This window comes from uncultured Frigoribacterium sp. (assembly GCF_963515265.1).
Lineage (GTDB): Bacteria > Actinomycetota > Actinomycetes > Actinomycetales > Microbacteriaceae > Frigoribacterium.
Genome location: NZ_CAUPYL010000007.1, coordinates 21,971 through 44,116 on the forward strand (window position 1 = coordinate 21,971; position 22,146 = coordinate 44,116).

The following is a 22,146-nucleotide window of genomic DNA, read 5'->3' on the forward strand; positions in this document are numbered from 1 at the left end:
CGACCGCAGGAGGTGCGGCTGAGCGCCCCTGCCCTGATCCGTCACGAGACGGATCAGCCCCTGCAGGAGTGTGCCCCGCTGTTCCAGTGCGAGCGCTCATCAGATCGCCCCCTTCTGCGCGCGGTCCACGCCGAGCGTCTTGCTGAGTCCGTCGGCGCTGAGGTTGAGGCCGATGACGAGGGTGGCGAGCGCGACGACGGGGGCAAGGGTCCCGAGCGGCACGACGGTGAGGGCGGTGCGGTTCTCCTGCACCATGAGCCCCCAGTCGGGAGTCGGCGGGTTCGCGCCGAACCCCAGGAACGACAGCGTCGAGATCAGCAGCACGATCCAGGAGGCGCGCATCGCGAACTCGACGAGCACCACGTCGGTGACGTTCGGCAGGATCTCGCGGAACACGATGCTGAGCGCTCCCTCGCCGCGGGCGCGGGCGGCGGTGACGTAGTCCTGGGTGATGACGGTGCGGGCGGCGCCGCGCACGACGCGCGTCACGGCCGGTGCGTAGACGACGGTGACGGCGAGCACGATGACCCACAGCCCCGAGTCGAACACCGTCACGACGACGAGCAGCGCGAGGATCGACGGCACGCTGAGCAGCGCGTCCACGATCCGCATGACGACCTCGTCGAACCAGTTGTCGGCGTAGGCGGTGACGCAGCCGAGCACCGTGCCGATGCCGACGGCGATCGTCGTCGCGAGGAACGTGACGAGCAGCGCGTACTGCCCGCCGTGCAGGGTGCGCGAGAGGATGTCGCGGCCGTACTGGTCCGTGCCGAGCCAGTGCGACCAGCTCGCGCCGCTGAGCGCTGCGGTCGAGTCGGTCATCACGGGGTCGTGTCCCGAGATCAGCGGGGCGAGCACGGCGAGCAGCACGTGCAGCGCGATCAGCCCCAGCCCGATGCCGAGGGCCGAGGAGGCGCTGATGCTGCTGCCGAGACCGGTCCAGACCGAGCGCAGCCGCGTCGCGACCGGGGCAGGCCCTGCAGGCGACACAGCCCCTGAGGCAGGAGGAGGCGTGATCGTGCTCCTGAGCGGGCCTTCCGTCGGGTGCGCAGCCGCGGGTCGAGCGCGAGGGCGATCAGGTCGGCCGCGAGGTTGCAGACGACGTAGACGAGCGCGCTGACGACGGCGATCGCCTGGATGGTGGGCAGGTCCCGGTTGAAGACCGACTCGAGCATGAGCTTGCCCATGCCCGGGTAGTTGAAGACGTTCTCGACGACGACCACTCCCCCGAGCAGCCACGCCACGTTGAGGGCGACGACGTTGAGCGTCGGCAGCAGTGCGCTCGGCACGGCGTGGCGCCAGACGACCTGGCGGGTCGAGAGGCCCTTGAGCTCGGCGGTGGTGACGAATTCCGACGCCATCACGTCGATGGTCGACGAGCGTGCCGTCCGGACGATGTACGCCGCCATGGCGAGGGTCAGCACGATGGCGGGCAACCAGACGCTCGGCAGCAGCTCGGTCACGGTGGCGCTGTCGCCGCGCAGCACGACGGCCGGGAAGATCGGGATCGCGACCGCGAACAGCAGCACGAGGATCGTGGCGACCATGAACTCCGGCACGCTCATCACGATCAGGCTGATCAGCGAGATGGCGTGGTCGCTCGGGCGGCCGCGGCGCACTCCGGCGACGACGCCGAGGGTCAGCGACAGCGTGACGCCGACGAGCAGAGCCGGCACGGCGATCAGCATGCTGTTGCGGAACGCGACGAGCAGGTCGGGCCCGACCGGGGCCCCGCTGACCAGCGAGTTGCCGAAGTCGCCGTGGCTGGCGCCCACGAGCCACTGGCCGTAGCGGGCCCAGACGTTCTGGTCGAGGCCGAGCGTCTCGCGCAGGGCGGCGACCGCGTCGGGCGTCGCGTCCTGGCCGAGGAGCTGCTGCGCGACGTCGCCGGGCAGCGCCTGCACCGCGAAGAACACGAAGAAGGAGGCGAGCAGCACGGTGAGCAGGGCGGTGCCCACCCGGCGCAGCACGAGCAGAGCCATTCCGCCCTTCATGCGCGCAGTCCGATCTGCAGGTAGTCGAACTCGAAGCCGTACTCGCTGTAGTTGACGACGTTCCGGCCGAGGCCGACGAGGCGGTCGCCGAACATCGGGGTCATGTCGGCGGAGTCCTCGACGATGACGCGTTGGGCGTCCTGGTAGAGCATCCGGCGACGGTCGTCGTTCATCTCGGCGCGGGCGGAGTCGAGCAGCCCGTCGAAGGTCGGGTTCGACCAGGCGCTCTCGTTGTACGACGAGCCGGTGCGGAAGATCTGGTTGAGCAGCTGGTCGATCGGCCGACCGGTGAACCAGTAGCTGACCATCAGCGGCTTCTGCATCCAGATCTGCGTGTAATAGGAATCCGAGGAGGCGTTGCGCACGACGAGATCGATGCCCGCCTCCTTGACCTGGTCGCGGTACGCGACGGCCATCGGGGTGAAGACCGACTCGTAGCTGGACGTGTAGATCTCGGTGCGGAACCCTTCGCGACCGGCCTGCTTGAGCAGTGCCCGGGCCTTGTCGGGGTCGTGCTGGCGCTGCTCGTCGAGCCAGACGGCCTGGGTGGGAGGCACGGGGTTGTCCCACCCCGGCGAGCCGGTGCCCTGCAGGGCGGTGTCGACGATGGCCTGGGGGTCGTAGGCGAGCTTCATGGCCTGGCGGACCAGCGGGTCGCTGAACTCGGCGGAGGTGAAGAGCATCGGGATCGTGTACCACTGGGCGTTGGCCGAGCGGGCGACGGTGGCGGTGCTCGAGGCGCTGACGACCTGGGCGGTGGCGAAGTCGAGGTTGGTCTGCGAGATGAGGTCGATCTGGCCGGCGAGCAGGGCGTTGACGCGGGCCGTCGTGTCCTGGATCGAGTAGAAGTCGATGCCGTCGAGCACCGGACGTCCGGCGAAGTGGTCCTCGAACGCCTCGATGCTGCCCGTCCCGGCGGGCTCGAAGCTGCTGAGCTTGAACGGCCCGGTGCCGATGCCGGTCGTGCCGATCCCCTTCGGGTCGCCGGGCTCGGCGCTGCCCTCGGGGACGATGTAGCACTGGTACGCCGTCAGCAGCGAGGGGAACTCGGCGTTGGCGGTGAGGAGCTCGAAGCGGAGGGTGAGCGGGTCGGGGGCGCTCATGCTGCCCGGGCCGATCATGGCGGCGAGCACCTCGCCCTGGGGCGAGCCGGTGTCAGGGTCGAGGATGTGCTCGATCGAGTAGATGGCGTCCGCGGCGGTGAAGCGCCGTCCGTCGTGGAACGTGACGCCCTGGCGCAGGCGGAAGGTCCAGGTGACGCCGTCGGGGGTGGCGGACCACTCCTCGGCGAGGTCGGGCACGGTGACGCCCTGTTCGTCGAGCTTGACGAGGCGGTTGTAGAGAGCGCCGAGGTACTCGTAGGCCGAGAGGGAGCTGGCCGAGTCGAGGGTCTCCGCGGCGGAGGCGGCGGGCCGGGCGATGCGCAGGCGTCCGCCGCTCTTCGCTGTGCCGACGGCGGCGGCCTCGGGGATGGTCGGGTTGCTCCGTGCCGGGGTGCAGCCCGACAGGGTGAGCAGGCCCAGCCCGGCGAGCCCGGCGGCGCCGGCCAGCACGGTGCGCCGGCTCAGGCCGGATCGGTGTTCAGGGACGATCGGTGTCATGCGGGGATGGCCTTCCGTTTATCGTTCCGCTGAACGATAAGGGACTTACGCCTCTACCGCGAGGCCGTCAGACCGTAGGAGGCGGCACTTGCGTGCGCACTCTGCACCCCGCGATCCCCGCAGCTACGGGCCTCGGGCGGGGCTCGCGCCCTTCCCCTCCCGCCCCCGAAGCTTCACGCACTCGTTACACGATGCGGCAACTGCATGCGCTGTGCGCGTTCGCACCGCGCAAGCAAACCTCCACTCAACCAGCAGGCCACGTTCAGGCCCCGGCATTACCCACCCCGGTCTTAGTCCAGCAGAGTGAGACTTAGGGCAGCCACGACAGCCGCCCTTCCGAAAGCGACTATTCTTCAATCAACTAGCTGATCGCGGCGCGGCGCTGACTGATGTCACCCGTCACTACTACGGTAATTTCGTCAGCGTGAAAGGGAGGCCGAGTGTCCAGCGTTGTTCCGAAATTTCGATTTATTGACCTCTTTGCTGGCCTTGGAGGCTTCCACGTAGCGTTGGCGGGCCTGGGTGGTAAGGCCGTATTCGCTGCTGAATGGGAACCCACGCTGAATTCGCTCTACGAGCGAAACTTCCACATCAAACCTTGGGGCGATGTCAGCAAACTCGCTACACCACAACTCATCGCCGAAGCTATTCCCGATCACGATGTCCTCACAGCAGGATTTCCGTGCCAACCATTTTCCAAAGCTGGCGAGCAACTCGGGTTCGAACACACCCTTCAGGGACAACTTTTCTTCAAGGTCTTCGACATCCTGAAGGTCAAGCGGCCCCGAAACTTCATCCTCGAAAACGTTCCCAACATCTTGAAACACAGGGGCGGCCTCACCAGAGACACGATGGTGCGAATGCTCGAGGACGAGCTTGGCTACTCCGTTGCCATTCGCCGCCTGTCACCCCACCAATTTGGCGTCCCACAGATAAGAGATCGCGCGTACTTCGTCGGGTCGCTGGATGGCCTCAGTGATTTCGCCTGGCCGTCAGAAGACACCGAGGCGACCGATATCGCTTCTGTGATCGACGTCGGCACCCCTATCGTGCGCCCGATTCTTTCTCAGACACAAAGAGCAATTGACATGTGGGATGACTTCCTCCGCAGGTCCGGTGAGGTGAAGCTGCCTTCGTTCCCCATCTGGTCTATGGAATTCGGAGCCACTTATCCGTACGAGGGGGCCACCCCAGCGGCGCTGTGGGACGAATTAGGAGCCGTCGGCCTGGCCGGTAAACGCGGCAGCTTCGGTCTAAAATTGGATGGTCTGGCGATAGAAAAGCAATACCTTCGTATACCGAGCCACGCCCGCCGAGTGGGAGACTTGGCGTTCCCAACATGGAAACGCACCTTCATCAGGCAGAACCGGGACTTCTTCAATTCCAATCGAAACTGGTTGCAGCCATGGATGGATAAGTGGCACCCCTGGGACATGCCATCAAGCCTGCAAAAGTTTGAATGGAACGCCCAAGGAGAAGAGCGCTCGATCGACAATTTCGTTATTCAGGTCCGCGCCTCTGGCATTCGGGTAAAGCGCACAAATACAGCCCCAAGCCTCATAGCTATGACCCACACGCAAGTACCCATCCTTGGCTCGGCTATCGCGGGAAATAGGCGGTACATGACACCACGGGAATGTGCGGCGTTGCAGAGCCTTGATGGCATTGAGTTGCCCGAAAGCGACCTCAGTGCTTACAAGGCACTCGGCAACGCTGTCAATGCTCACGTCGTGCGCGTCATAGCCGAGCCACTTCTAGCCGCCCTCACCAACAACGAAGTGCAGCCAGACCAGAGCCTTGCCGCTTAGGTTTAACCGTCCGCAGAGAAGAAAACAACTCTTATGACTAACGAAAATGACAACCTAACCGAGGACGTCCTCGAGGACGAGGACCCACGTACGCAACTCCAATCTCGTATTGCCGATTCGTTGGCCGAATTATCCGAAGCCGTCGAGACGCCGAACGGCTTTGCAGGCAACCTTTCACCCTTCGGAGTCGATGACATCAACTTCCAAACCAATTCTTGGATGATGCGGCTCGCCGATGTTCAACAATGGCTGAACTTCGACCGAGACGTGTCTTTGTCAACGCCGGCCACATTTCTCAGTGATCTCGTCCTCGCCCTAGGTCTCGATGGTGATGACATACAGGACCAGCACTCAGGCGGTCACCTCTCAGAACGGGCTCTTGAGCGCCTCAGCGACAGGGCCGAGATAGGCGCAAGGCTTCAGCAGGCGTTCGCGGCAGAAATGGACGCTGAGGGTGGTAATAGGACCACGGCGTCAAGTTCTTGGCGCGAGGCCTGGGAAACTGAAGACGAAAACGCGCAGGACACATCCCCTGAGCCGGTAACTGCAAAAGCCGATGTGTGGCACATATTTCAGTTGACAAAGAAAAAACTGAACTTGACACCGTCTTACCAGCGTGGCGACGTATGGCGAACGGGCGACCGGCAGGCACTCATCGAGTCGATCCTGCGAGGCATCCCGCTGCCCTCAATTATCCTGCTTCGCACTGGAGGCACCAAGCCTCACGATGTCGTTGACGGCAAACAGCGCCTGACCGCCATCCTTCGCTTCGTGGGGCAACACCCTGTCGCCGTATCTAAAGTCGACGAAGCTCACACCAAGCACCCCGAGGCAGACTTCAAGGCTCTCTTTACCAGTGACTACCCAACGTTCCGAAAAGCGTGGAAGCAGTACTTTGGCGAACCCCTGTCGGCAAAACTTGAGGATGAATACTACTTCCCATTCAAGCTGCGAACAGATGCCAATGGAGGCCTAGTCGGTGAAGACTTGGGCCCGCTCCGTGGAAAGTATTTCACGCAAATTAGGCGAAACACGATCATGGTGGCGGACCAGGAAGTCACGGTCGAGGAACTGTTCGAAGGTGCACCGGACTACAAAGTGCCGGTGATTGAGTATACCAAGGCAAGTCAGAAACAGATCCACGAAGTCTTCAAGTTGTATAATAAACAAGGAATGCACCTCAATGCCGAGGAAATTCGCAACGCAATCTATCATGAGGTTGAACTGACGCGTGCCATTCTCGTAGCAGCAGGAGACGCGAGCACACGCAGTCGCATCGAGGAAATAGCGCCTTCTCTTGCCGGTCGTTCAAATGTTTTGGACCTTGGTAAGACGCTGCGCGACTATGGTTTCGGGGACGCGCGCTATCGCAGAACAAAGGTACTGGCTTGGATCATCGCGACTCTGCTCAATGATCCCGGTGACAAGGACCTACCCTCAACAGCTCGACACATTGATGTGCTTCTTCAAGGCATCCAAGAGCAAAGTGGCCACCCCATGCGCAACGGAACTCGAATTGCGGAACTCTTCGACTGGCTTTCCGAAGCTACTGACCTACACGCTTCGCACGACGAGTTGTGGTCTGACAGTTTCAAGGATGGCGGTCCCGGCACCAAGTGGCAGGAATTGCAACTCGTCGGATCGATTGTGGGAATAGCAATGGCGCTGGCTGGAGACCCGCATAACCTCGAGTCACGCATCGAAGCTGCCAGTGAACGGATCCGGACCCTATCCGCTTCTAAGGGATGGAAGCGGCCGGAGAAAACGCAGACTCGCTCGCAATGGGAGTTCATTGCACACATCAGTATCGGACTCCTCGATGAAATTGGCATTGATAGGGCAACGGCGTCTAGCACTGTTCGGAGCAAATTCGGATCGTCCGGCGTCGATGCCCTTTCTCGCCTGAGCCCTCCCGCCGAAGTCGGTAGTGCGTAATGGTTGCCAACGTTGACCGGGTGTACCTGTCGCCCGTTAAGCCACCAGGACCGGATGAACGGACCTGGTGGGATAGGTATTCCGCTCAGCTTGGGTCGCTATCCGATACATCTCGACTTGCACTCGAGGAGGACAGCCGTTACGTCCTGGACAAGGGAATCTTGTCCGCAGGGCAACCAGATGCAGCGACTTGGCCAGCGTCCCGAAGTCGCTCGGGTCTAGTTATGGGATCGGTTCAATCCGGTAAAACTGCGTCGATGCTCGGCGTCTCGGCCATGGCGCTAGACGCGGGAATTGATCTTCTCATCGTTCTTGCCGGTACGAGACTGTCGCTTTGGCGCCAAACCTACGAGCGGTTGACTGAACAACTAGATGCTGGTCTGGAGGATGCGTCCAAAGCATCCCGGAGGATTCTTCGTCCTCGAGCTGGTGTCGGTATGGGAGACACTGCTCTCTCTGTCTCAGACACGTACAAGCTGTCATCAGCGCAGGTTCGTCGTCAACTCAAGCTAAGGCGGCCAATCATTCTGGTGGCCATGAAGCAAACGAACCATCTCCAGGCCCTGGGCGCGTCGCTCCGCGATAGTTTTTTTGAACCGGCAAACGATGTCGGCCGCCCCGTCCACATGCTCGTCCTCGACGACGAAGCGGACGATGGCTCTGTCTTGGACGCGGCGGTTGAGGCAGGCCAGGACCCCGTGTTCGGCAACCTAAAGCAAATTCCCCGAGCGATTGCTGATCTATGGGATCCTCGTTCGGCGGCCACACCTCCAAACATCTATTCGACCTACGTGGGATACACTGCCACGCCGCAAGCGAATATTTTGCAGGCGGATCATAACCCGCTTGCACCACGAGATTTCGTAATATCTCTTCGGACGCCGCTCGACATTGGGAAGCCAATTGATCTTTCTCGGCCGTCATCTGTGCGCTCAACCTCTTATCCTGAACCGGCTGGCTTGGACAGGTTTTACACCGGTGGTGAGGTGTTCTACAAGAGGGCGAACAAGGCCAAACTATGCGTCGCATTGGAAGAGGACGCGGACGCTCTGCCGGATGCTGTACGTGCGTTCTTGGTTGCTGGTGCTATAAAACTCTGGAGAGGTCAAGACGGGACCCCCGGACCCAAAAGTCTGCAATTGAGGCAATTCGAGAGTCCGGCAGATGCTTCTGAGGTTTCGCCAGCACCACACTCTATGCTCATCCACCCTTCATCTGGAATTGAAGACCATTTCCAGACAGCTGAGGATGTTCTCCTATGGGCGACCTATGGACACACAAAGGTCAGCAAGGAGGACAGAGAGTCAGTCCGACTTGCGCTCGAAGGTGGCTCGGCATTTCTCCCAGTCAACCTAGGTCATAGGTTGCTTCAGGAGGAGGACCAATGGGCACCGTGGGTTGACCACTACGCAGCCTCCCAAGCGGCCCTAGCTGTTGAATTTAACGTTCTCCACCCGCGAGGTATGCCAACTTGGTCTCAAATTCGTGATCTCTTGGTGGACGAGGTGATACCGGGTACCCGAGTTTCCGTCGTCAATAGCAGCCCATCGGCTGATGATCGTCCCCGGTACAAACCCGTTTTTGACGAGGGATCCTCATCATGGAAGTCAGCTCCGGACCTGTCGACCATTTTCGTGGCCGGAAATGTTATGGCCAGGGGTCTCACCCTCGAAGGACTCACGACATCGCTTTTCCGACGCGGCTCCTCGGTGCCATTGGCCGATACTCAAATGCAGATGCAGAGATGGTTTGGGTATAGAGGAAAAGAACTCGAACTTTGCCGTCTGTTCGCAACTAAGAAACAGTTGGACCTTTTCCGCTCTTACCACGAAATTGACGAGGCAATCCGCGTCGTCGTGTCGCAGGCGATGGGTGACGGTGCCCCACTGCCCACCATGCTTCACGGCGCCCAATTTTTAGCAACAGGCAAAATTGCAAATCTTGCGCGAAAGCCCCTAGGTCCCGGGGGCCGCCCCTTCATTTCTATGCCCAATATGGGAGACGAGCCCGATCCAAACGTTCAGTTTGTTTCTGACCTGTTTAGTAAACTTCCGTCCGCAGACGTGAGTGCTGGAGGCGTTGTCAGAGGTCGCTACCTCGAGGACATGTTGAGCATGAACGAGACCGCCGAGTTGTTGGATCGGCTAGTTTTTCCTAATTATCAGCCGGGCGACGACAACCAAATCGGCGAACTCTGGCGCCAGATGCAAAGCCGCGTGGCCGCCATCAGTCCACTCGATAATGTAGGCACACTTTACCGTCCCCCGAAGCCTTTGTCTGGTGCCCCGTCGCCGGTTCTGCAGGACTGCCCATACACAATTCCAGCATACCTTCGGCTTTGGAGCGCTTGCTTGTCCCGTTCAGTCCGGGGCCTGTTCGTCACTGGAACTTCAGCCGAAGTCTGGTCCATGGCAAATCTGTCAGCCAAAGCTACCTACCAACCAAAGTTTACGGTAGGTATTCGATTTGGTGGCGGGTCCTCAGTCGCCACCGGCCCCCTTTCCGCACTGAAATTTCCGGTTTCGACTACGGAGAAGAGGGTTGGAGACACCGGTCGCTTAGAGACTCGGTGGGGTAGTAATGATCCCTCAGCCACCGCCGACGAGTACCGAGGTGATGTGTACTTTGACTACTACGCTCGGGGAATCGATGTGCCTGTTGGCCCCAATGATACTTATTGGCGCCCCGAAGGTGCGCCTGGTCAAATACTGTTCTATATAAATCAGGTCCCGGGTCAGACACACCCAGTCGTGTCTCTAGGCATTTGCATCCCCGCGGGTGGCCCAGAACAGTTTGCAGCTCTCCGACTCGACCATGCCTTCTCCGACTGAAACGAGGAAGCGTTGTTTTCCTACGAAGAACTACTCGGCAAGATCTCCTCGTTGCCTAGGGCTGCTTCTGACCGGTTCCGAGACATTCTTTGGATAACCGATACCTTCTCGGTTGGCGTCGCCAGGGACACCGAAGGCCGGGTCGAACTCTTCCTCACGACTGAGGATTTGAGGCCGACATTTTCGCTCGTCGCTGATGCCCTGGAATATCGAGTGTGGCACCGAGTGACGGGCGAGGGCCTCAGCGCCTACCGCTTACAGTTCGCTTCAGCAGATCACTTCGACCAGGTAGTCGCCTTCTTAGCCGCAGAGCTACTTCGCACGGGCGCTACTGACGATGTGTCAGTAGCTTTCCGCGAGACGGAACCCCTCATTGAATTGGCTCTGCAGCGCTCGCGTCTTGCCTCGGAATTCGTATTGGGGCTCATGGGCGAACTACTAGTCCTTGACGCACTCCTGCGTAACGTCCCTGCGGAGTCAATTCAGGATGCAGCTGACTCATGGCAAGGATGGGGCAAGTCTGCCCGGGATTTCGTTTGGGGCCCGACGGCGACGGGTATTGAGGTAAAAACCACGACTAGGAGCACTTCGGCTCACCCAGTCCAGGGTGTTCACCAGGTCGAGGTTGGACTTGTGAGTGGAGAAAGTACGGCTGCGGAGAACCGTCTCTTCTTCGTCAGCGTCGGTTTGACGCCGGCAGTTCCAGGGGCGAATTCCGTGAGTCTGGCCGGCCTCGTTGACCGCATAGCTTCGTTCCTTTCCACAAACGTAGGCACCTCGAGTGCCGACAAGTTCGTGATGCGTGTTCGCGAATATGGGTCCGAACTTGGGCGGGGGTATAATCACGCCACTATGGCCGAAGATACCCGCTTCCTCGCGACTTATGCCGTTAACTTCTTCCGCGCGTACAACATGAGCGACCCGGGTGTTCATGTCCTGGGCAGCGATGACATTGCTCAGAAGCAACACGTAGACGTCAAATCGGTCCGCTTTTCCATCCGGCTGCCCGAAATTGTGACTGGCGCCAATCCCGTCCTCGGAGCCAATCAGATCGCCCAGGCCATTCTCGGCCTGGCCTACTGAACATGCATCAGTGCACACTTGGGGCGTTCCAAACCGGCTTGAGGTAAGCCGCTGGGTTGTCGAAGCGAGCCGAGGCCTGATCGAGTGTTCTCAGAACCATTCCGCCGGTTCTGCTCTTCCGTAAACGCTTGCGGTCTTTCGGACGTCGGTTCATTGGTGAATCTGACCGACCGATTCTTGGCGCATGACCACATCAGCAAACAAAGTCAACTCAACTAGCGGATTACGGATAATACTGCGACCGCATCCGCGGCGAAGCCAGTCAGCGTCACGATGGTCTCCCGGGTTCTGAACCGAGTTGGATTTCTCCGGGATCAGGGTCAAGCTGAGCGCCGGCTGGGTCGGATTCGAACTCGAAGTCGAGTTGCACGCTGGTCGGATCAGCCGGTCGCGGCGGGCTCGGGTTGCCCTCAATTACGATGTAGGTGACCTCGAACGCCACAGGATTTTCGATATCAATGTCGACGATGACTCGCGCTCGGACGTCGTCGGACGCGCCGAACAGATCCCCAGCTTCGATCGAGAGGACCACGTCTGCACGGCCTGTGACGCTGTCGCCTTGCGGTGCATTGAACTCGAAGTCAGACTCGAGGTCGTACCCGTAAATCGAGAGGTCCCCTCCAATTGGAGGAAGCTCGAACTGCACCCAGTCCGGCAGTCCGTAGTCGCCACCATAGGTCAGTACTTCGTTCATCGGCTGGCCAACCAGCTCATCAAGAGCTTCAGTCGCCACGCGGACCAGTTCCGCTCGACGAGAAGCGTCGAACGCGTACCCGCGGAGCAAAGTCGCCAACCCATGTGCCTCGTCATCGGGTGGCGTCGACGCGGCTCGTGCTTCGGCGGCCAGTGCCTCGGCTTCGGCGGCCGCCGCACGGACGTCCTCGACGACGTTTGCGACCCTCTCAACCAGTACCACGCGATGCCGGGCGATGCCTCGTGCGTCGAGATCCTCAAGTAGATGCCGATGCAACTCCTTCGGAGCATCGTCGTTGATAAACCCGTTGTCCGCCGAAACGAAGAAGACCGTGTCCGCGATCGCGTCCCTGTCCGCTTCCAACACGTCCAGGACAATCTCCCAGATCACGGCGTCGCGGAAGCCGTAGGACTTCTTGCCGCCGGGGGTCTCCGTGAACGGTCGGCGCGCTGCGAGATCGCGCTCGACAAGCGCCCGAGTTCGATCCTCAGGGACTTGCGTTATGGTCACGCCGCTTATTGCGAGCAGCCTGTCGCGCGAAGCAGACGTCTTCGCACCAAGGCGGTCGAACGCCTCGTCGATCCTGGTCGCGGTGATGTCGTCGCCGACCTCGCTCAGCGCGCCTTTGGCCTTGTCACGCTTCGATCTGAGGGTCTTGCGGTCCTGCCGATCGAGCTCGTCCACGACCACCTGAGGCAGCACCACCCGGCACTCGCCCGACTTCACGAGATCGACGAGGTTTCTGCCCGCGACCGACGTCATCCACGCGTGCCCGAAGAGCGCGTTCGTGTCCGGGACGACGGTGATCATCGCTCAATCATGCCGGAGTATCCACGGCAGGTCGGCTCGACGCGCGATTCCGGCAGGTCGACCGCCCTCGTGACGCACTCCTACCGCGGCTTCCTCGCATGTGCGCTGCACCAATGACGCAACGCCTGGTTGCTGAGGAACGCCTGCGGAGCACGTCTGACGAGCAGTGGGTGCTCCCTGCCTGCCCTGACGAGAGGTTGTGAGAGGCCGTTCGGCGGAACTACCCCTCGGCGCAGACCGTCGCTCTACGGCCGCTTCATCGCGACATAAAACCTCGCGGTTACATTGCCCTTGCGAAAGCCGATGCCCTGGTGAGTGAGCGCTTCTCACCAGGGCATCTGTGGGCTGTCTCAAGAACTCCACGAGAGCAACGAAGGAGCCCACGGAGAATCTCAGTGGGCTTCTTCGTTGTGAACAGTTCCTAAGACGATTGCTAACTCGCCCCTGCGGTCGGGCTGACAGGATTTAAACCTGCGACCCCTTGACCCCCAGGCGGCCCGAATCGAGCTAAATTCGCGTCGTTCCGCGCATCACATCATGCAGGACACCTCATGTGATGCATGATTTGCATGATTCTGGTCCCCTTTTAGTCGCCCTAACCAGGCGTTGTAGCAAGAAAACTATTGTGCTGCGCGTCGTCCGTCCCGAAGTTGAACCGACTCCGGAGGACGGTCAGGACGGCGGCGGCGTTCGAGGTGGGAGTGTTTAGATCCAGCCCGTACGACGGCAGCGCGAGCAAGGCAGTGAATGTAGGCACCACTGCGTCGAGAAGCGCGACTCCCGGCTGGGGTGGTGAACGCTACGCTCCACCAAGGCAACTCGAATGAGCAATCCGGGCTATCACAGGCCGGACGAGTCGTTTTGAGTTGGCCAATCTTGGAGGACTGTTCGAATGGCTCGGATTAAGACGTGGGTAACCACCACCCGGGAGAACGTTGGTTCTCATCAGGTTGTGCGGATGATGCCAGCCGACGAGATCGCGGTCGATGCTGGGGTGAAATGGGCCGCTGCCGCTGTGCCTCGTCACTATGTGTCTGCGGATGAGATCGCGGCAGTGTTACGCGAGCTCGGCAAGCCGCAGGCGGCGGAGGTTCTCAGCGGAAAGCTGCCGATCAGCAAGCGGACCCGGTCGGGTGAACTCGGAGAGGTTCTCGCCACCCAGTATGTAGCGCGCGAACTCGGATACCGCATGATTGCACGCCTGCGGTGGAAGGACAGCCGCGAGATGCCCATGCGCGGCGACGATCTCCTCGGCGTTCGGCTCGTGGACGACGACAAGCTCGAGGTCCTCAAGGGCGAGGCCAAAAGTCGCGCGAGCCTCTCGACTTCGACACTGGACGAGGCTGAAACAGCCTTGCTGAGCGAGCACGGCCTGCCGACACCTCATGCGCTGATGTTCGTCGCCGCGCGTCTCCGCGAAATGGGTGAGACGACGCTGCACGTCAAGATCCTCTCCGCTCAGCTTCGCGGAAGTATCCGACCCGGCGACGTACTGCACCTGCTGTTCACGTTGTCTGGCAACAACCCTCTCGGGTTGCTCCGCAATCACACCAAGGCCTATAGAGGCAAAATCCGGCGACTCGGTGTGGGACTGCAGATCCCGGAACACCAGTCGTTCATCCGTCGAGTCTTCGAGAAGGTGATCCGCGATGCCCGCACGCGTTGAGGATCTCGAAACGGCGATCGGTCGAGCAACGACGTCAGGATTTCGCGGGCGGCTTCTTGCGCGCGGAGAGGCACGCGCAATGGTATGGCGCGAAGGTGTACTCCCAGAGGACGCTCCCCCATTCGACGTTTTACTGAGCCACGACCTCCTCTCCTATGGGTATGCGCTTCTGGAGCATGGACTGGAGCTGAGCGATCTAGAGGGATCTGCCGAGGCATCTCGACGGGCATTCGAGAACGCGGCGACAGCGATCGAATCAGTCATTGCGCGAGGCGAGGTAACACCAGAATCGGGCTTTCACAGGGTGGTGGCCGCAGCTAGCTTTCATCTCGCTCGATTCTCAGCGCGGGCCTATTCGCTTCTGGCGGCGACGCGCAACGATCGGAACATCTCCCCCACCGAGAGATGCCTGGTGCTACTCATGCTCCGGGACCTGGATGGCCTGACGATGCTCGTCTCCGAGAGCCGTGCGGACGAGCGGGCCGCGGACGCGAGCCTTGCCGAGGAGTTGCGTTCTGCAATTGCCCCGGGTGACGGCAACGACGACCTCGACGACGGGGCAGATGTCCTGGATATCGTCAATGCCGCATTGACGGATGCGTTCATGGGTGCGATCAGCGTGGCCATACTGGCGTTCGAGCGTGGCGAGCCGACTCTCCTCACTGACGCCGTTGCACGACTCGAGGTGGGTATCCGCGGTGCGGCAGCCTTGAGCATGGTGCCGCAGTGGTGGTGCCATCGGCTGGCGATTCACCTGCTGCGGGGCCTCTGGGATGCCAGCTTCCATGTGGTGCTGCCGACGGGTCCGGAAAGCGAGGACGCTGGCGACTGGGATCGCCTACGTGCTACATTCATCGCCTCACTCTTCCGACGACGACGCTCCGAGATCGACCTCTGGCCCTCCCAATTGGAAGCCGCGTCTCGAGTGCTCAATACGCATGACAACCTCGTGCTCTCCTTGCCCACGAGCGCAGGCAAGACTCGCATCGCAGAACTGTGCATCCTCGCGACCCTGGCCGAAGGAAAAAGGGTGGTGTTTGTCACCCCGCTCCGCGCGCTCTCGGCGCAGACCGAGACGGCTCTGGAACGTACCTTCGTCCCGCTCGGCAAGACCATCTCATCCTTGTACGGCACCATCGGGGTCAGCGATGTCGACGAGAGCATCCTCCAGGACCGCGACATCGTGGTCTCGACTCCCGAGAAGCTCGACTTCGCCTTGCGCAACGATCCAGATCTACTCGATGACGTCGGACTTATCGTGCTCGACGAAGGACACATGATCGGAGCAAACGAGCGGGAAGTGCGATACGAAGTCCAGGTTCAGCGGCTCCTTCGCCGCCCCGACGCAAAGACTCGGCGCATCATCTGTCTCTCAGCGATCCTGCCCGAGGGTGATGAGGTAAAGAATTTTGTTGATTGGCTCACCGACGACGAACCCAATGGGCTGATCAGCAGTGACTGGCGTCCCACCGTTCTTCGATACGGAGAAGTCGTCTGGCGCGACAACAACGCGAGGCTCACCATCACTGTCGGTGGTGAAGATCCGTATGTCCCCCGGTTCCTCATAGCGAAGACAGTCCCGAGCAAGCAACGCAAGCTCCCATTCCCGAAAGACGCTCAAGAACTTACGCTGGCCACCGCCTGGGGCCTCGTCGATGACGGCCAGACCGTCCTAGTGTTCTGCCCGCTGAAGAAATCGGTCAACGCATTGGCCAAACTGATCATCAAGCTGGCCCGGCAGGGCGCACTCCGCAGCGTCTTTGACGGCGACCCGACCGTCCTGAACACCGCCCTCAGCATCGGCCAAGAATGGTTCGAGGCCGACCATCCTCTCCTAGCCTGCTTACGCATGGGCGTCGCCATCCATCACGGATCTCTGCCCGGGCCCTACAGGAAAGAAGTCGAGAAGCTCCTGCAACAGGGAGCGCTAAAAATTACCGTCTCCTCCCCCACGCTGGCGCAGGGATTGAACCTGTCGGCGAGTTCGCTGGTGGTCCATAGTCTGTGGCGAAACCGGACGATCATCGACGCCGCCGAGTTCCGTAACATCGTGGGCCGAGCTGGACGAGCGTTCGTTGATTCGTCCGGACTCGTGGTGCATCCGATGTTCGAGCCCACGCGTCGAACACGACAGAACTGGGAGCGGCTGGTCGAAGATTCGCAGTTGCGGAATATGCAAAGCGGACTCGTCCGGCTCCTCACCACTATGCTCCAGCGGATGTCCGACAGTCTTGGCATGGTCGACTGGGACGACTTCACCGAGTACGTCACCGGGGTTGCCGACTGGTCCTTCCCTGCGATTGCCACCGAAGACGAAGAGACCACGAGCGACGCCATGAAGTTCTGGCCGGGCCAGCTCGCGAGCCTGGATTGCGCGATCCTCGGACTGCTCAGTGACTCCTCTGGCACGGAGCAGGATCTCGGCGCCGCGCTCGATGCAGTTCTCGCTTCATCGCTATGGGCACGGACAATTGCTCGCTACCAGGAACCGGTGCGCGACGCTCTGCGGACAGGTCTCGTGGCCCGAGCTGGACTTATCTGGCGGAGCACGACACCCGAACAGCGGCGCGGCTATTACCGGGCCGGTGTTGGACTCGCGACCGGCCGGGAACTCGATTCGAATGCTGAGCAACTCAACCGTCATCTGCAAATCGCCGAAGCGGCCATCCAGCTCGGCATGAACGACGAAGCGACCAACGCCATAGTCCATTTCGCCAAGATCGTGTTCGAGATCTTCCCCTTCACTCCCAAGTCTCAACCCGACAATTGGGAAGAGATCCTGGTCGGGTGGCTGCGAGGGCGTCCAGTCGCGGAACTCGCGGCCGACGACAGCCTCGAAACGGCTGAGTTCATCGAAGACACCCTGGCGTACCGGCTCCCGTGGGCACTCGAAGCCGTCCGTGTCCGAGCTGCAGCGCACCCCAACCCCGATGCATTTCCTTGGGATCTATCCAGTCCGGAGACCGGACTGAGCGTCGCTGCTGTGGAAGCCGGCACACTCAACAGGGCCGCGTCGACACTGATACGAGCAGGCTTCGCCTCTAGGTCGGGAGCGCTCGTCGCGGTGGAGTCAACCGAAGCCGCATTCACGACCCCAGCCGGGCTACACAATTGGATGATCTCCGAGGCAATACAAATCGCAACGGGAGACGCGTCCTGGCCTACACCGACCACCCGCGATCTCTGGATGAGCTTCGCCACCCGCACTGTCGCGCTCCGTCAGCGAACGTGGATTCGTGAAGTGCACCAGACTTCGGTGAGCTGGATGCCTGGCTATCAGCCCACCTCCGGTGAGCCATACCGAGCGATCTCCAACTCCGACGAAACAACCGTGCTCGAGGCAGCAGATGCCCAGCCAGTCGGAGTGCTGACTACGCGCCTGAACCTGCGCCGTCAGGGGCTGCTGAAAGTGACCGCGGTCGGAGCAGGAGACGTCGTCGAACTCGACTACCTGGGGCCGTCTGACCTTCTTGCCTAAACACTCGCTAGGGCTAAGGCCTGAGGCGCGTTGGGTACCTCTTTGAACGGGGCCTCTTCGGGGCAGCCCACGAATACCTCCGCGAGACCCTCGCGGTGACTACTCGGGCGCTCCGAATGGAGCATCTAAGCCGTCCGACGCCTCCGGGGACTGGGGCACGCAGACGACGAAAGGGACGGTTTGCGCTGAACACTGAGCCAGGTCCGGCGCTTGGTCAGGGCTTGGCTTTCCTGATCTCATTCGTCACGGACTCCGCCACACGGGTGCGACATGGATGGCCGACGCTGGCGTGCCGCTGCACGTGCTTTAAGAGCCCCTTGGGCACGCATATGGAAACGACCCGCGGGTACGTACACCCCGATGACTGGCACCTTGCCTCCGCGGCGGAGCAGGCCAACGCGTTCCTCTCCCCCCTCCGGACACAAGAGCCAAGCCTCACGAGGCAGCGCCTCAACGCGAGGCCTTTGATGCCTTGTCAGAAGCCTACGGAGCGGCTGGGAGCAGTTCTGGTCCCCTTTTGGTCCCCTTATCCACAGGAAGGGCATCGCAGCGGATTCTGTAATCCACGGCCCAAGTCCGCCAATAGTTGAAAGGGGGCCAGAGAGGGACAAGAAATCCGGCGTCCGGAAACAACAAAACCCTGATGAAGATATTTCTCATCAGGGTTTTTCGGTCGGGCTGACAGGATTTGAACCTGCGACCCCTTGACCCCCAGTCAAGTGCGCTACCAAGCTGCGCCACAGCCCGAGAAATCCGTTGCTGAGCAACCGACTTCTTGGTGTTGCCCCGACCGAGGCAACTCGAACAGCATAGCGGATCCGGAGACCCGGGACGAACCACGCTGACCAGCCGAGTCCGACGGGCAAGCCCCGGGCGGTCACTAGCCAGCCCACCACTGTTGCGCCCCGTTACACCTCACGCGACAGCACCTGCCACCCCGCCATACCGTCGGGACATGCCCGCCTCCTCGACGACCGCCTCCCGCGCTCTGCCGTTGACCCTGCGCGGTGTAGGCCGACGGTTTGACCGGCCGGTGCTGCACGGAGTGGACCTCGACGTGGCCGCCGGCGAGATCGTCGCCGTGCTCGGGCCGAGTGGGTGCGGCAAGTCGACGCTGCTCCGCCAGCTCGGCGGACTCGACCAGCCCGACACCGGGACCGTCCGGATCGGCGACGAACCCGCCCGCCACGCCGACCAGCGCTGCGCCGTCGCCTTCCAGGAGCCGCGCCTCCTCCCCTGGCGCACCCTTCGCGACAACGTCGCCCTCGGCCTCCCGAAGCCGAGCAAGAGCACCACCACCTCCTCCCCCAAACTCACGAAGTCCGAGCGCGACGCCCGCCTCACCGAACTGCTCGACCTCGTCCACCTCGGCCCAGCCGGAGCCCGCCGCCCCCGCGAGGTCAGCGGCGGCATGGCCCAGCGCGCCAGCCTTGCCCGGGCCCTCGCCCGCCAGCCCGCGGTACTCCTCCTCGACGAGCCGTTCGGCGCCCTCGACGCCCTCACCCGCCTCCGCATGCAGGACCTGCTCCTCGACGTCCACGACGCCCTCCCCACCACGGTCGTCCTCGTCACCCACGACGTCGACGAGGCCCTCTACCTCGCCGACCGCATCGTGCTGCTCGCCGACCTCAGCCAGCAGCCTGCCGACCAGCCCGACACGGCGAGCGCCGACCCGACGTACACCGACACCGCAGGAGGCGCCACCAGCATCCAGCGGATCGTCACGGTCCCCGGAGCACGCCGTCGAGACCGCGACGACCCCGAGCTCGCCGTGCTCCGCCAAGAGTTGCTCGAGGGCCTCGGCGTCCACCGCGTCCCCGCGGGCCACGCCAGCGCCACCGGCCACACCAGCCTCATCAGCCGCGCCAGGGCCTGATCCTTCTCGTGACGGAACAGCCACAGCGGACGACACCTCCCCCGCACCGCACACCTCGAGCACCACGCCATCCCCGACACAGCACCGGAGACGACACCATGACCAGCAGCCGCACCTCCCCCGCCCGCCGCAGCCGCGCCTCCTTCGCCGCCCTGGCGCTGGGTGCAGCAGCAGCCCTCGCGCTCACCGGCTGCGTCGCCGGCGAGGACGCCCAGGGCGAGCCCGCCGAGGCGGCGGGCGGCGACGCGAGCGCGTCCGGCGGCGAGTGGAGCACCGACACCCTGAACATCGACTTCGCGACCTACAACCCGCTCAGCCTGATCGTCAAAGATCAGGGCTTCATCGAGGACGCCCTCGGCGACGACGTCACCGTCACCTGGACCCAGTCCGCCGGCTCGAACAAGGCCAACGAGCTGCTGCGTGCCGGAGCCGTCGACGTCGGCTCCACCGCCGGCTCGGCCGCGCTGCTCGCCCGCTCGAACGGCTCCCCCATCCACACGATCGACATCTACTCGCAGCCCGAGTGGTCGGCGCTCGTCGTCCCCGGCGACAGCGACATCGCCGACGTCGACGACCTCAAGGGCAAGACGATCGCGGCGACCAAGGGCACCGACCCCTACTTCTTCCTGCTGCAGGCGCTCGACGAGGCCGGCCTCAGCGCCAGCGACGTCACCATCGAGAACCTCCAGCACGCCGACGGCCGTGCCGCCCTCGAGAACGGCAGCGTCGACGCCTGGTCCGGGCTCGACCCGATCATGGCCGCCAGCGAGGCCGAGTCGGGCACGAAGCTGCTCTACCGCAACGTCGACTTCAACACCTACGGGTTCCTCAACGCGACGGAGTCGTTCCTGACCGAGTCGCCCGACGTCGCCCAGGTCGTCGTCGACTCGTACGAGAAGGCTCGCGCCTGGGCCGAGGAGAACCCCGACGAGACCGCGACCATCCTCTCCGGGGTCGCCGGCATCGACCCGGCCGTCGCCAGCACGGTGCTCGACCGCACCCACTTCGACGTCGACCCCATCCCCGGAGCCGCGCAGGCCGATGTGCTGAAGACCGTCGGCCCGATCCTCGTCGAGTCCGGCGACGTCGCCTCCCAGGACGCCGTCGACGACGCCCTCGACACCCTCTTCGACGACACCTTCGCCAAGGACGCCGACGCTTCATGACCGACGCGTACCCGCTGAGCGGCAACGAGAAGGAGGCGGACGCCCGCCAGGTCGTCGAGCGCACCCGCGAGGCGGCCGAGCGCCGCAGTGCAGGTAGCAGCGGCAGCGGTGCCAGCGTGAGCAGCGGATCGCAGGAGGCGCGGGTCGGCTCGACCCCCACCTCCCGCGGTCCGCGTCGCGGCCTGGCACTGCTCGGGGCGATCCTGCCCGCGGCCGTCCTGCTCGCGTGGGTGCTCGCGACCGAGGTCGTCGACGTGCCGAGCTACAACCTCCCCTCGCCGTCGGACGTCTGGCTGGCCGGCGTCCAGCTGGCGCAGGCGGGGCTGCTCGGGCAGTACATCGCGATCTCGGTGCAGCGCGTGCTGATCGGCTTCGCGGTCGGGGCCGGCATCGGCATCGTGCTCGGAGCCGTCGTCGGCCTCTCACGGGTCGGCGAGGCGCTGCTCGCCCCGTCGATCGCCGCGGTGCGGGCCGTGCCGTCGCTGGCGTGGGTGCCGCTGCTGATCCTCTACCTCGGCATCGGCGAGGACTCGAAGATCACCCTCATCGCGATCGGCGCCGCGTTCCCCGTCTTCACGACCGTGGCGGGCAGCCTCCGCCACGTCGACCCCCAGCTGGTCGAGGCGGGCCGCGCGTACGGGCTCGGCCCCGTCTCGCTCTTCACGACGGTGCAGCTGCCGGCGGTGATCCCGTCGCTCGTCTCGGGCCTGCGCCTCGCACTCGCCCAGGCGTGGCTGTTCCTGGTCGCGGCGGAGCTGATCGCGTCGTCGATGGGACTCGGCTTCCTGCTCACCGACTCGCAGTACAACGGACGCGTCGACCGCATGTTCCTCAGCATCATCCTGCTCGCGCTGCTCGGCACGCTCACGGACTTCGTCCTCAACGTCGCCCAGCGCGTGCTCCTCCGCCGCTGGCGCTAGCCCGCCCCGCGCCCGGCCTACGCCTCCTGCGCTGCCCGGCCCGCACCTCCTCGCGCTGCAATGCACCGTTCCGGACAAGATGGCGCCGCACGACGCGGCACTTTGTCCGGAACGCGGCATGACGGGACGCGCCCGCGAATCGCGGCCCGGCCCGCGCCTCCTGCACCCTGGTGTGGACGATGCACCCCCCCCCCCCCGGGGGGGAGCGGCCCACCCGGGGGGGGGGAGCCGGGGACCCCCGCGGGCCCGGGGGAGTTAAAACAAAAGCCCGGCCCCCGCCCAAA

General features: G+C 62.8%; 13 protein-coding genes and 1 tRNA gene. 9 read left to right on the top strand and 5 right to left on the bottom strand.

Going from position 1 to position 22,146, the window contains the following annotated elements:
- Window positions 1-99: 99 nt before the first annotated feature.
- Genes RWM17_RS01835 through RWM17_RS01845 form a run of 3 tightly spaced genes read right to left on the bottom strand, consistent with a single transcriptional unit; the run spans window position 100 to window position 3,595 of the window.
- Window positions 100-990: an ABC transporter permease gene (locus tag RWM17_RS01835; protein ID WP_314100855.1), complete on the bottom strand. Its 891-nt coding sequence runs from the start codon at window positions 988-990 to the stop codon at window positions 100-102.
- A complete protein-coding gene (locus RWM17_RS01840; protein ID WP_314100856.1) occupies window positions 882-1,982 on the bottom strand; it encodes an ABC transporter permease in 1,101 nt (366 codons plus the stop codon). The genes RWM17_RS01835 and RWM17_RS01840 overlap by 109 nt, the downstream gene beginning before the upstream one ends.
- 8 nt (window positions 1,983-1,990) lie before the next feature.
- Window positions 1,991-3,595 (bottom strand): ABC transporter substrate-binding protein, encoded by a 1,605-nt coding sequence (locus tag RWM17_RS01845; RefSeq protein WP_314100857.1) that lies wholly within the window; start codon window positions 3,593-3,595, stop codon window positions 1,991-1,993.
- A 440-nt stretch (window positions 3,596-4,035) separates the two neighbouring features.
- Between RWM17_RS01845 and dcm the strand changes: the two genes are divergently transcribed.
- From dcm to RWM17_RS01865, 4 genes are all read left to right on the top strand, one after another.
- The gene (gene dcm, locus RWM17_RS01850) at window positions 4,036-5,403 is read left to right on the top strand and encodes a DNA (cytosine-5-)-methyltransferase (protein ID WP_314100858.1); all 1,368 of its coding nucleotides are present in this window, start codon (window positions 4,036-4,038) and stop codon (window positions 5,401-5,403) included.
- A 33-nt stretch (window positions 5,404-5,436) separates the two neighbouring features.
- Window positions 5,437-7,338: a DUF262 domain-containing protein gene (locus RWM17_RS01855; RefSeq protein ID WP_314100859.1), complete on the top strand. Its 1,902-nt coding sequence runs from the start codon at window positions 5,437-5,439 to the stop codon at window positions 7,336-7,338.
- A gap of 536 nt (window positions 7,339-7,874) precedes the next feature.
- Complete coding sequence (locus tag RWM17_RS01860) at window positions 7,875-10,169, top strand: Z1 domain-containing protein (protein WP_314100860.1); 2,295 nt, start codon at window positions 7,875-7,877, stop codon at window positions 10,167-10,169.
- A gap of 12 nt (window positions 10,170-10,181) precedes the next feature.
- Window positions 10,182-11,252 (top strand): PD-(D/E)XK motif protein, encoded by a 1,071-nt coding sequence (locus RWM17_RS01865; protein WP_314100861.1) that lies wholly within the window; start codon window positions 10,182-10,184, stop codon window positions 11,250-11,252.
- 268 nt (window positions 11,253-11,520) lie between these two features.
- On the opposite strand, the gene RWM17_RS01870 is transcribed toward RWM17_RS01865, so the two are convergent.
- Window positions 11,521-12,756 (bottom strand): PIN domain-containing protein, encoded by a 1,236-nt coding sequence (locus RWM17_RS01870; protein WP_314100862.1) that lies wholly within the window; start codon window positions 12,754-12,756, stop codon window positions 11,521-11,523.
- Window positions 12,757-13,714: 958 nt separating this feature from the next.
- Here RWM17_RS01870 and RWM17_RS01875 point away from each other — a divergent pair.
- Both RWM17_RS01875 and RWM17_RS01880 read left to right on the top strand, forming a co-directional pair.
- Window positions 13,715-14,422: a Hachiman antiphage defense system protein HamA gene (locus tag RWM17_RS01875; RefSeq protein WP_314100863.1), complete on the top strand. Its 708-nt coding sequence runs from the start codon at window positions 13,715-13,717 to the stop codon at window positions 14,420-14,422.
- On the top strand, window positions 14,406-17,900 hold the full coding sequence (locus RWM17_RS01880) for a DEAD/DEAH box helicase (protein ID WP_314100864.1): 3,495 nt from the start codon (window positions 14,406-14,408) through the stop codon (window positions 17,898-17,900). Before RWM17_RS01875 ends, RWM17_RS01880 begins: the two co-directional genes overlap by 17 nt.
- 673 nt (window positions 17,901-18,573) lie before the next feature.
- On the opposite strand, the gene RWM17_RS01885 is transcribed toward RWM17_RS01880, so the two are convergent.
- Window positions 18,574-18,647, bottom strand: a tRNA-Pro gene (locus RWM17_RS01885).
- Between the two features lie 208 nt (window positions 18,648-18,855).
- On the opposite strand from RWM17_RS01885, the gene RWM17_RS01890 reads away from it, so the two are divergent.
- The 3 genes from RWM17_RS01890 (at window position 18,856) to RWM17_RS01900 (ending at window position 21,862) form a co-directional block, all read left to right on the top strand.
- Entirely contained in the window at window positions 18,856-19,776 is a 921-nt protein-coding gene (locus RWM17_RS01890) for an ABC transporter ATP-binding protein (RefSeq protein ID WP_314100865.1), read from the top strand.
- Window positions 19,777-19,874: 98 nt separating this feature from the next.
- Window positions 19,875-20,942 (top strand): aliphatic sulfonate ABC transporter substrate-binding protein, encoded by a 1,068-nt coding sequence (locus RWM17_RS01895; RefSeq protein ID WP_314100866.1) that lies wholly within the window; start codon window positions 19,875-19,877, stop codon window positions 20,940-20,942.
- The gene (locus RWM17_RS01900; RefSeq protein ID WP_314100867.1) at window positions 20,939-21,862 is read left to right on the top strand and encodes an ABC transporter permease; all 924 of its coding nucleotides are present in this window, start codon (window positions 20,939-20,941) and stop codon (window positions 21,860-21,862) included. The genes RWM17_RS01895 and RWM17_RS01900 overlap by 4 nt, the downstream gene beginning before the upstream one ends.
- Window positions 21,863-22,146 lie beyond the last annotated feature (284 nt).

Coding starts and splice junctions, on each gene's coding strand:
- RWM17_RS01840 (WP_314100856.1), bottom strand. CDS start 1,982: ATGGCTCTGCTCGTGCTGCGCCGGGTGGGCACCGCCCTGCTCACCGTG.
- RWM17_RS01845 (WP_314100857.1), bottom strand. CDS start 3,595: ATGACACCGATCGTCCCTGAACACCGATCCGGCCTGAGCCGGCGCACC.
- RWM17_RS01855 (WP_314100859.1), top strand. CDS start 5,437: ATGACTAACGAAAATGACAACCTAACCGAGGACGTCCTCGAGGACGAG.
- RWM17_RS01860 (WP_314100860.1), top strand. CDS start 7,875: ATGAAGCAAACGAACCATCTCCAGGCCCTGGGCGCGTCGCTCCGCGAT.
- RWM17_RS01870 (WP_314100862.1), bottom strand. CDS start 12,756: ATGATCACCGTCGTCCCGGACACGAACGCGCTCTTCGGGCACGCGTGG.
- RWM17_RS01875 (WP_314100863.1), top strand. CDS start 13,715: ATGATGCCAGCCGACGAGATCGCGGTCGATGCTGGGGTGAAATGGGCC.
- RWM17_RS01880 (WP_314100864.1), top strand. CDS start 14,406: ATGCCCGCACGCGTTGAGGATCTCGAAACGGCGATCGGTCGAGCAACG.
- RWM17_RS01890 (WP_314100865.1), top strand. CDS start 18,856: ATGCCCGCCTCCTCGACGACCGCCTCCCGCGCTCTGCCGTTGACCCTG.
- RWM17_RS01895 (WP_314100866.1), top strand. CDS start 19,875: ATGACCAGCAGCCGCACCTCCCCCGCCCGCCGCAGCCGCGCCTCCTTC.
- RWM17_RS01900 (WP_314100867.1), top strand. CDS start 20,939: ATGACCGACGCGTACCCGCTGAGCGGCAACGAGAAGGAGGCGGACGCC.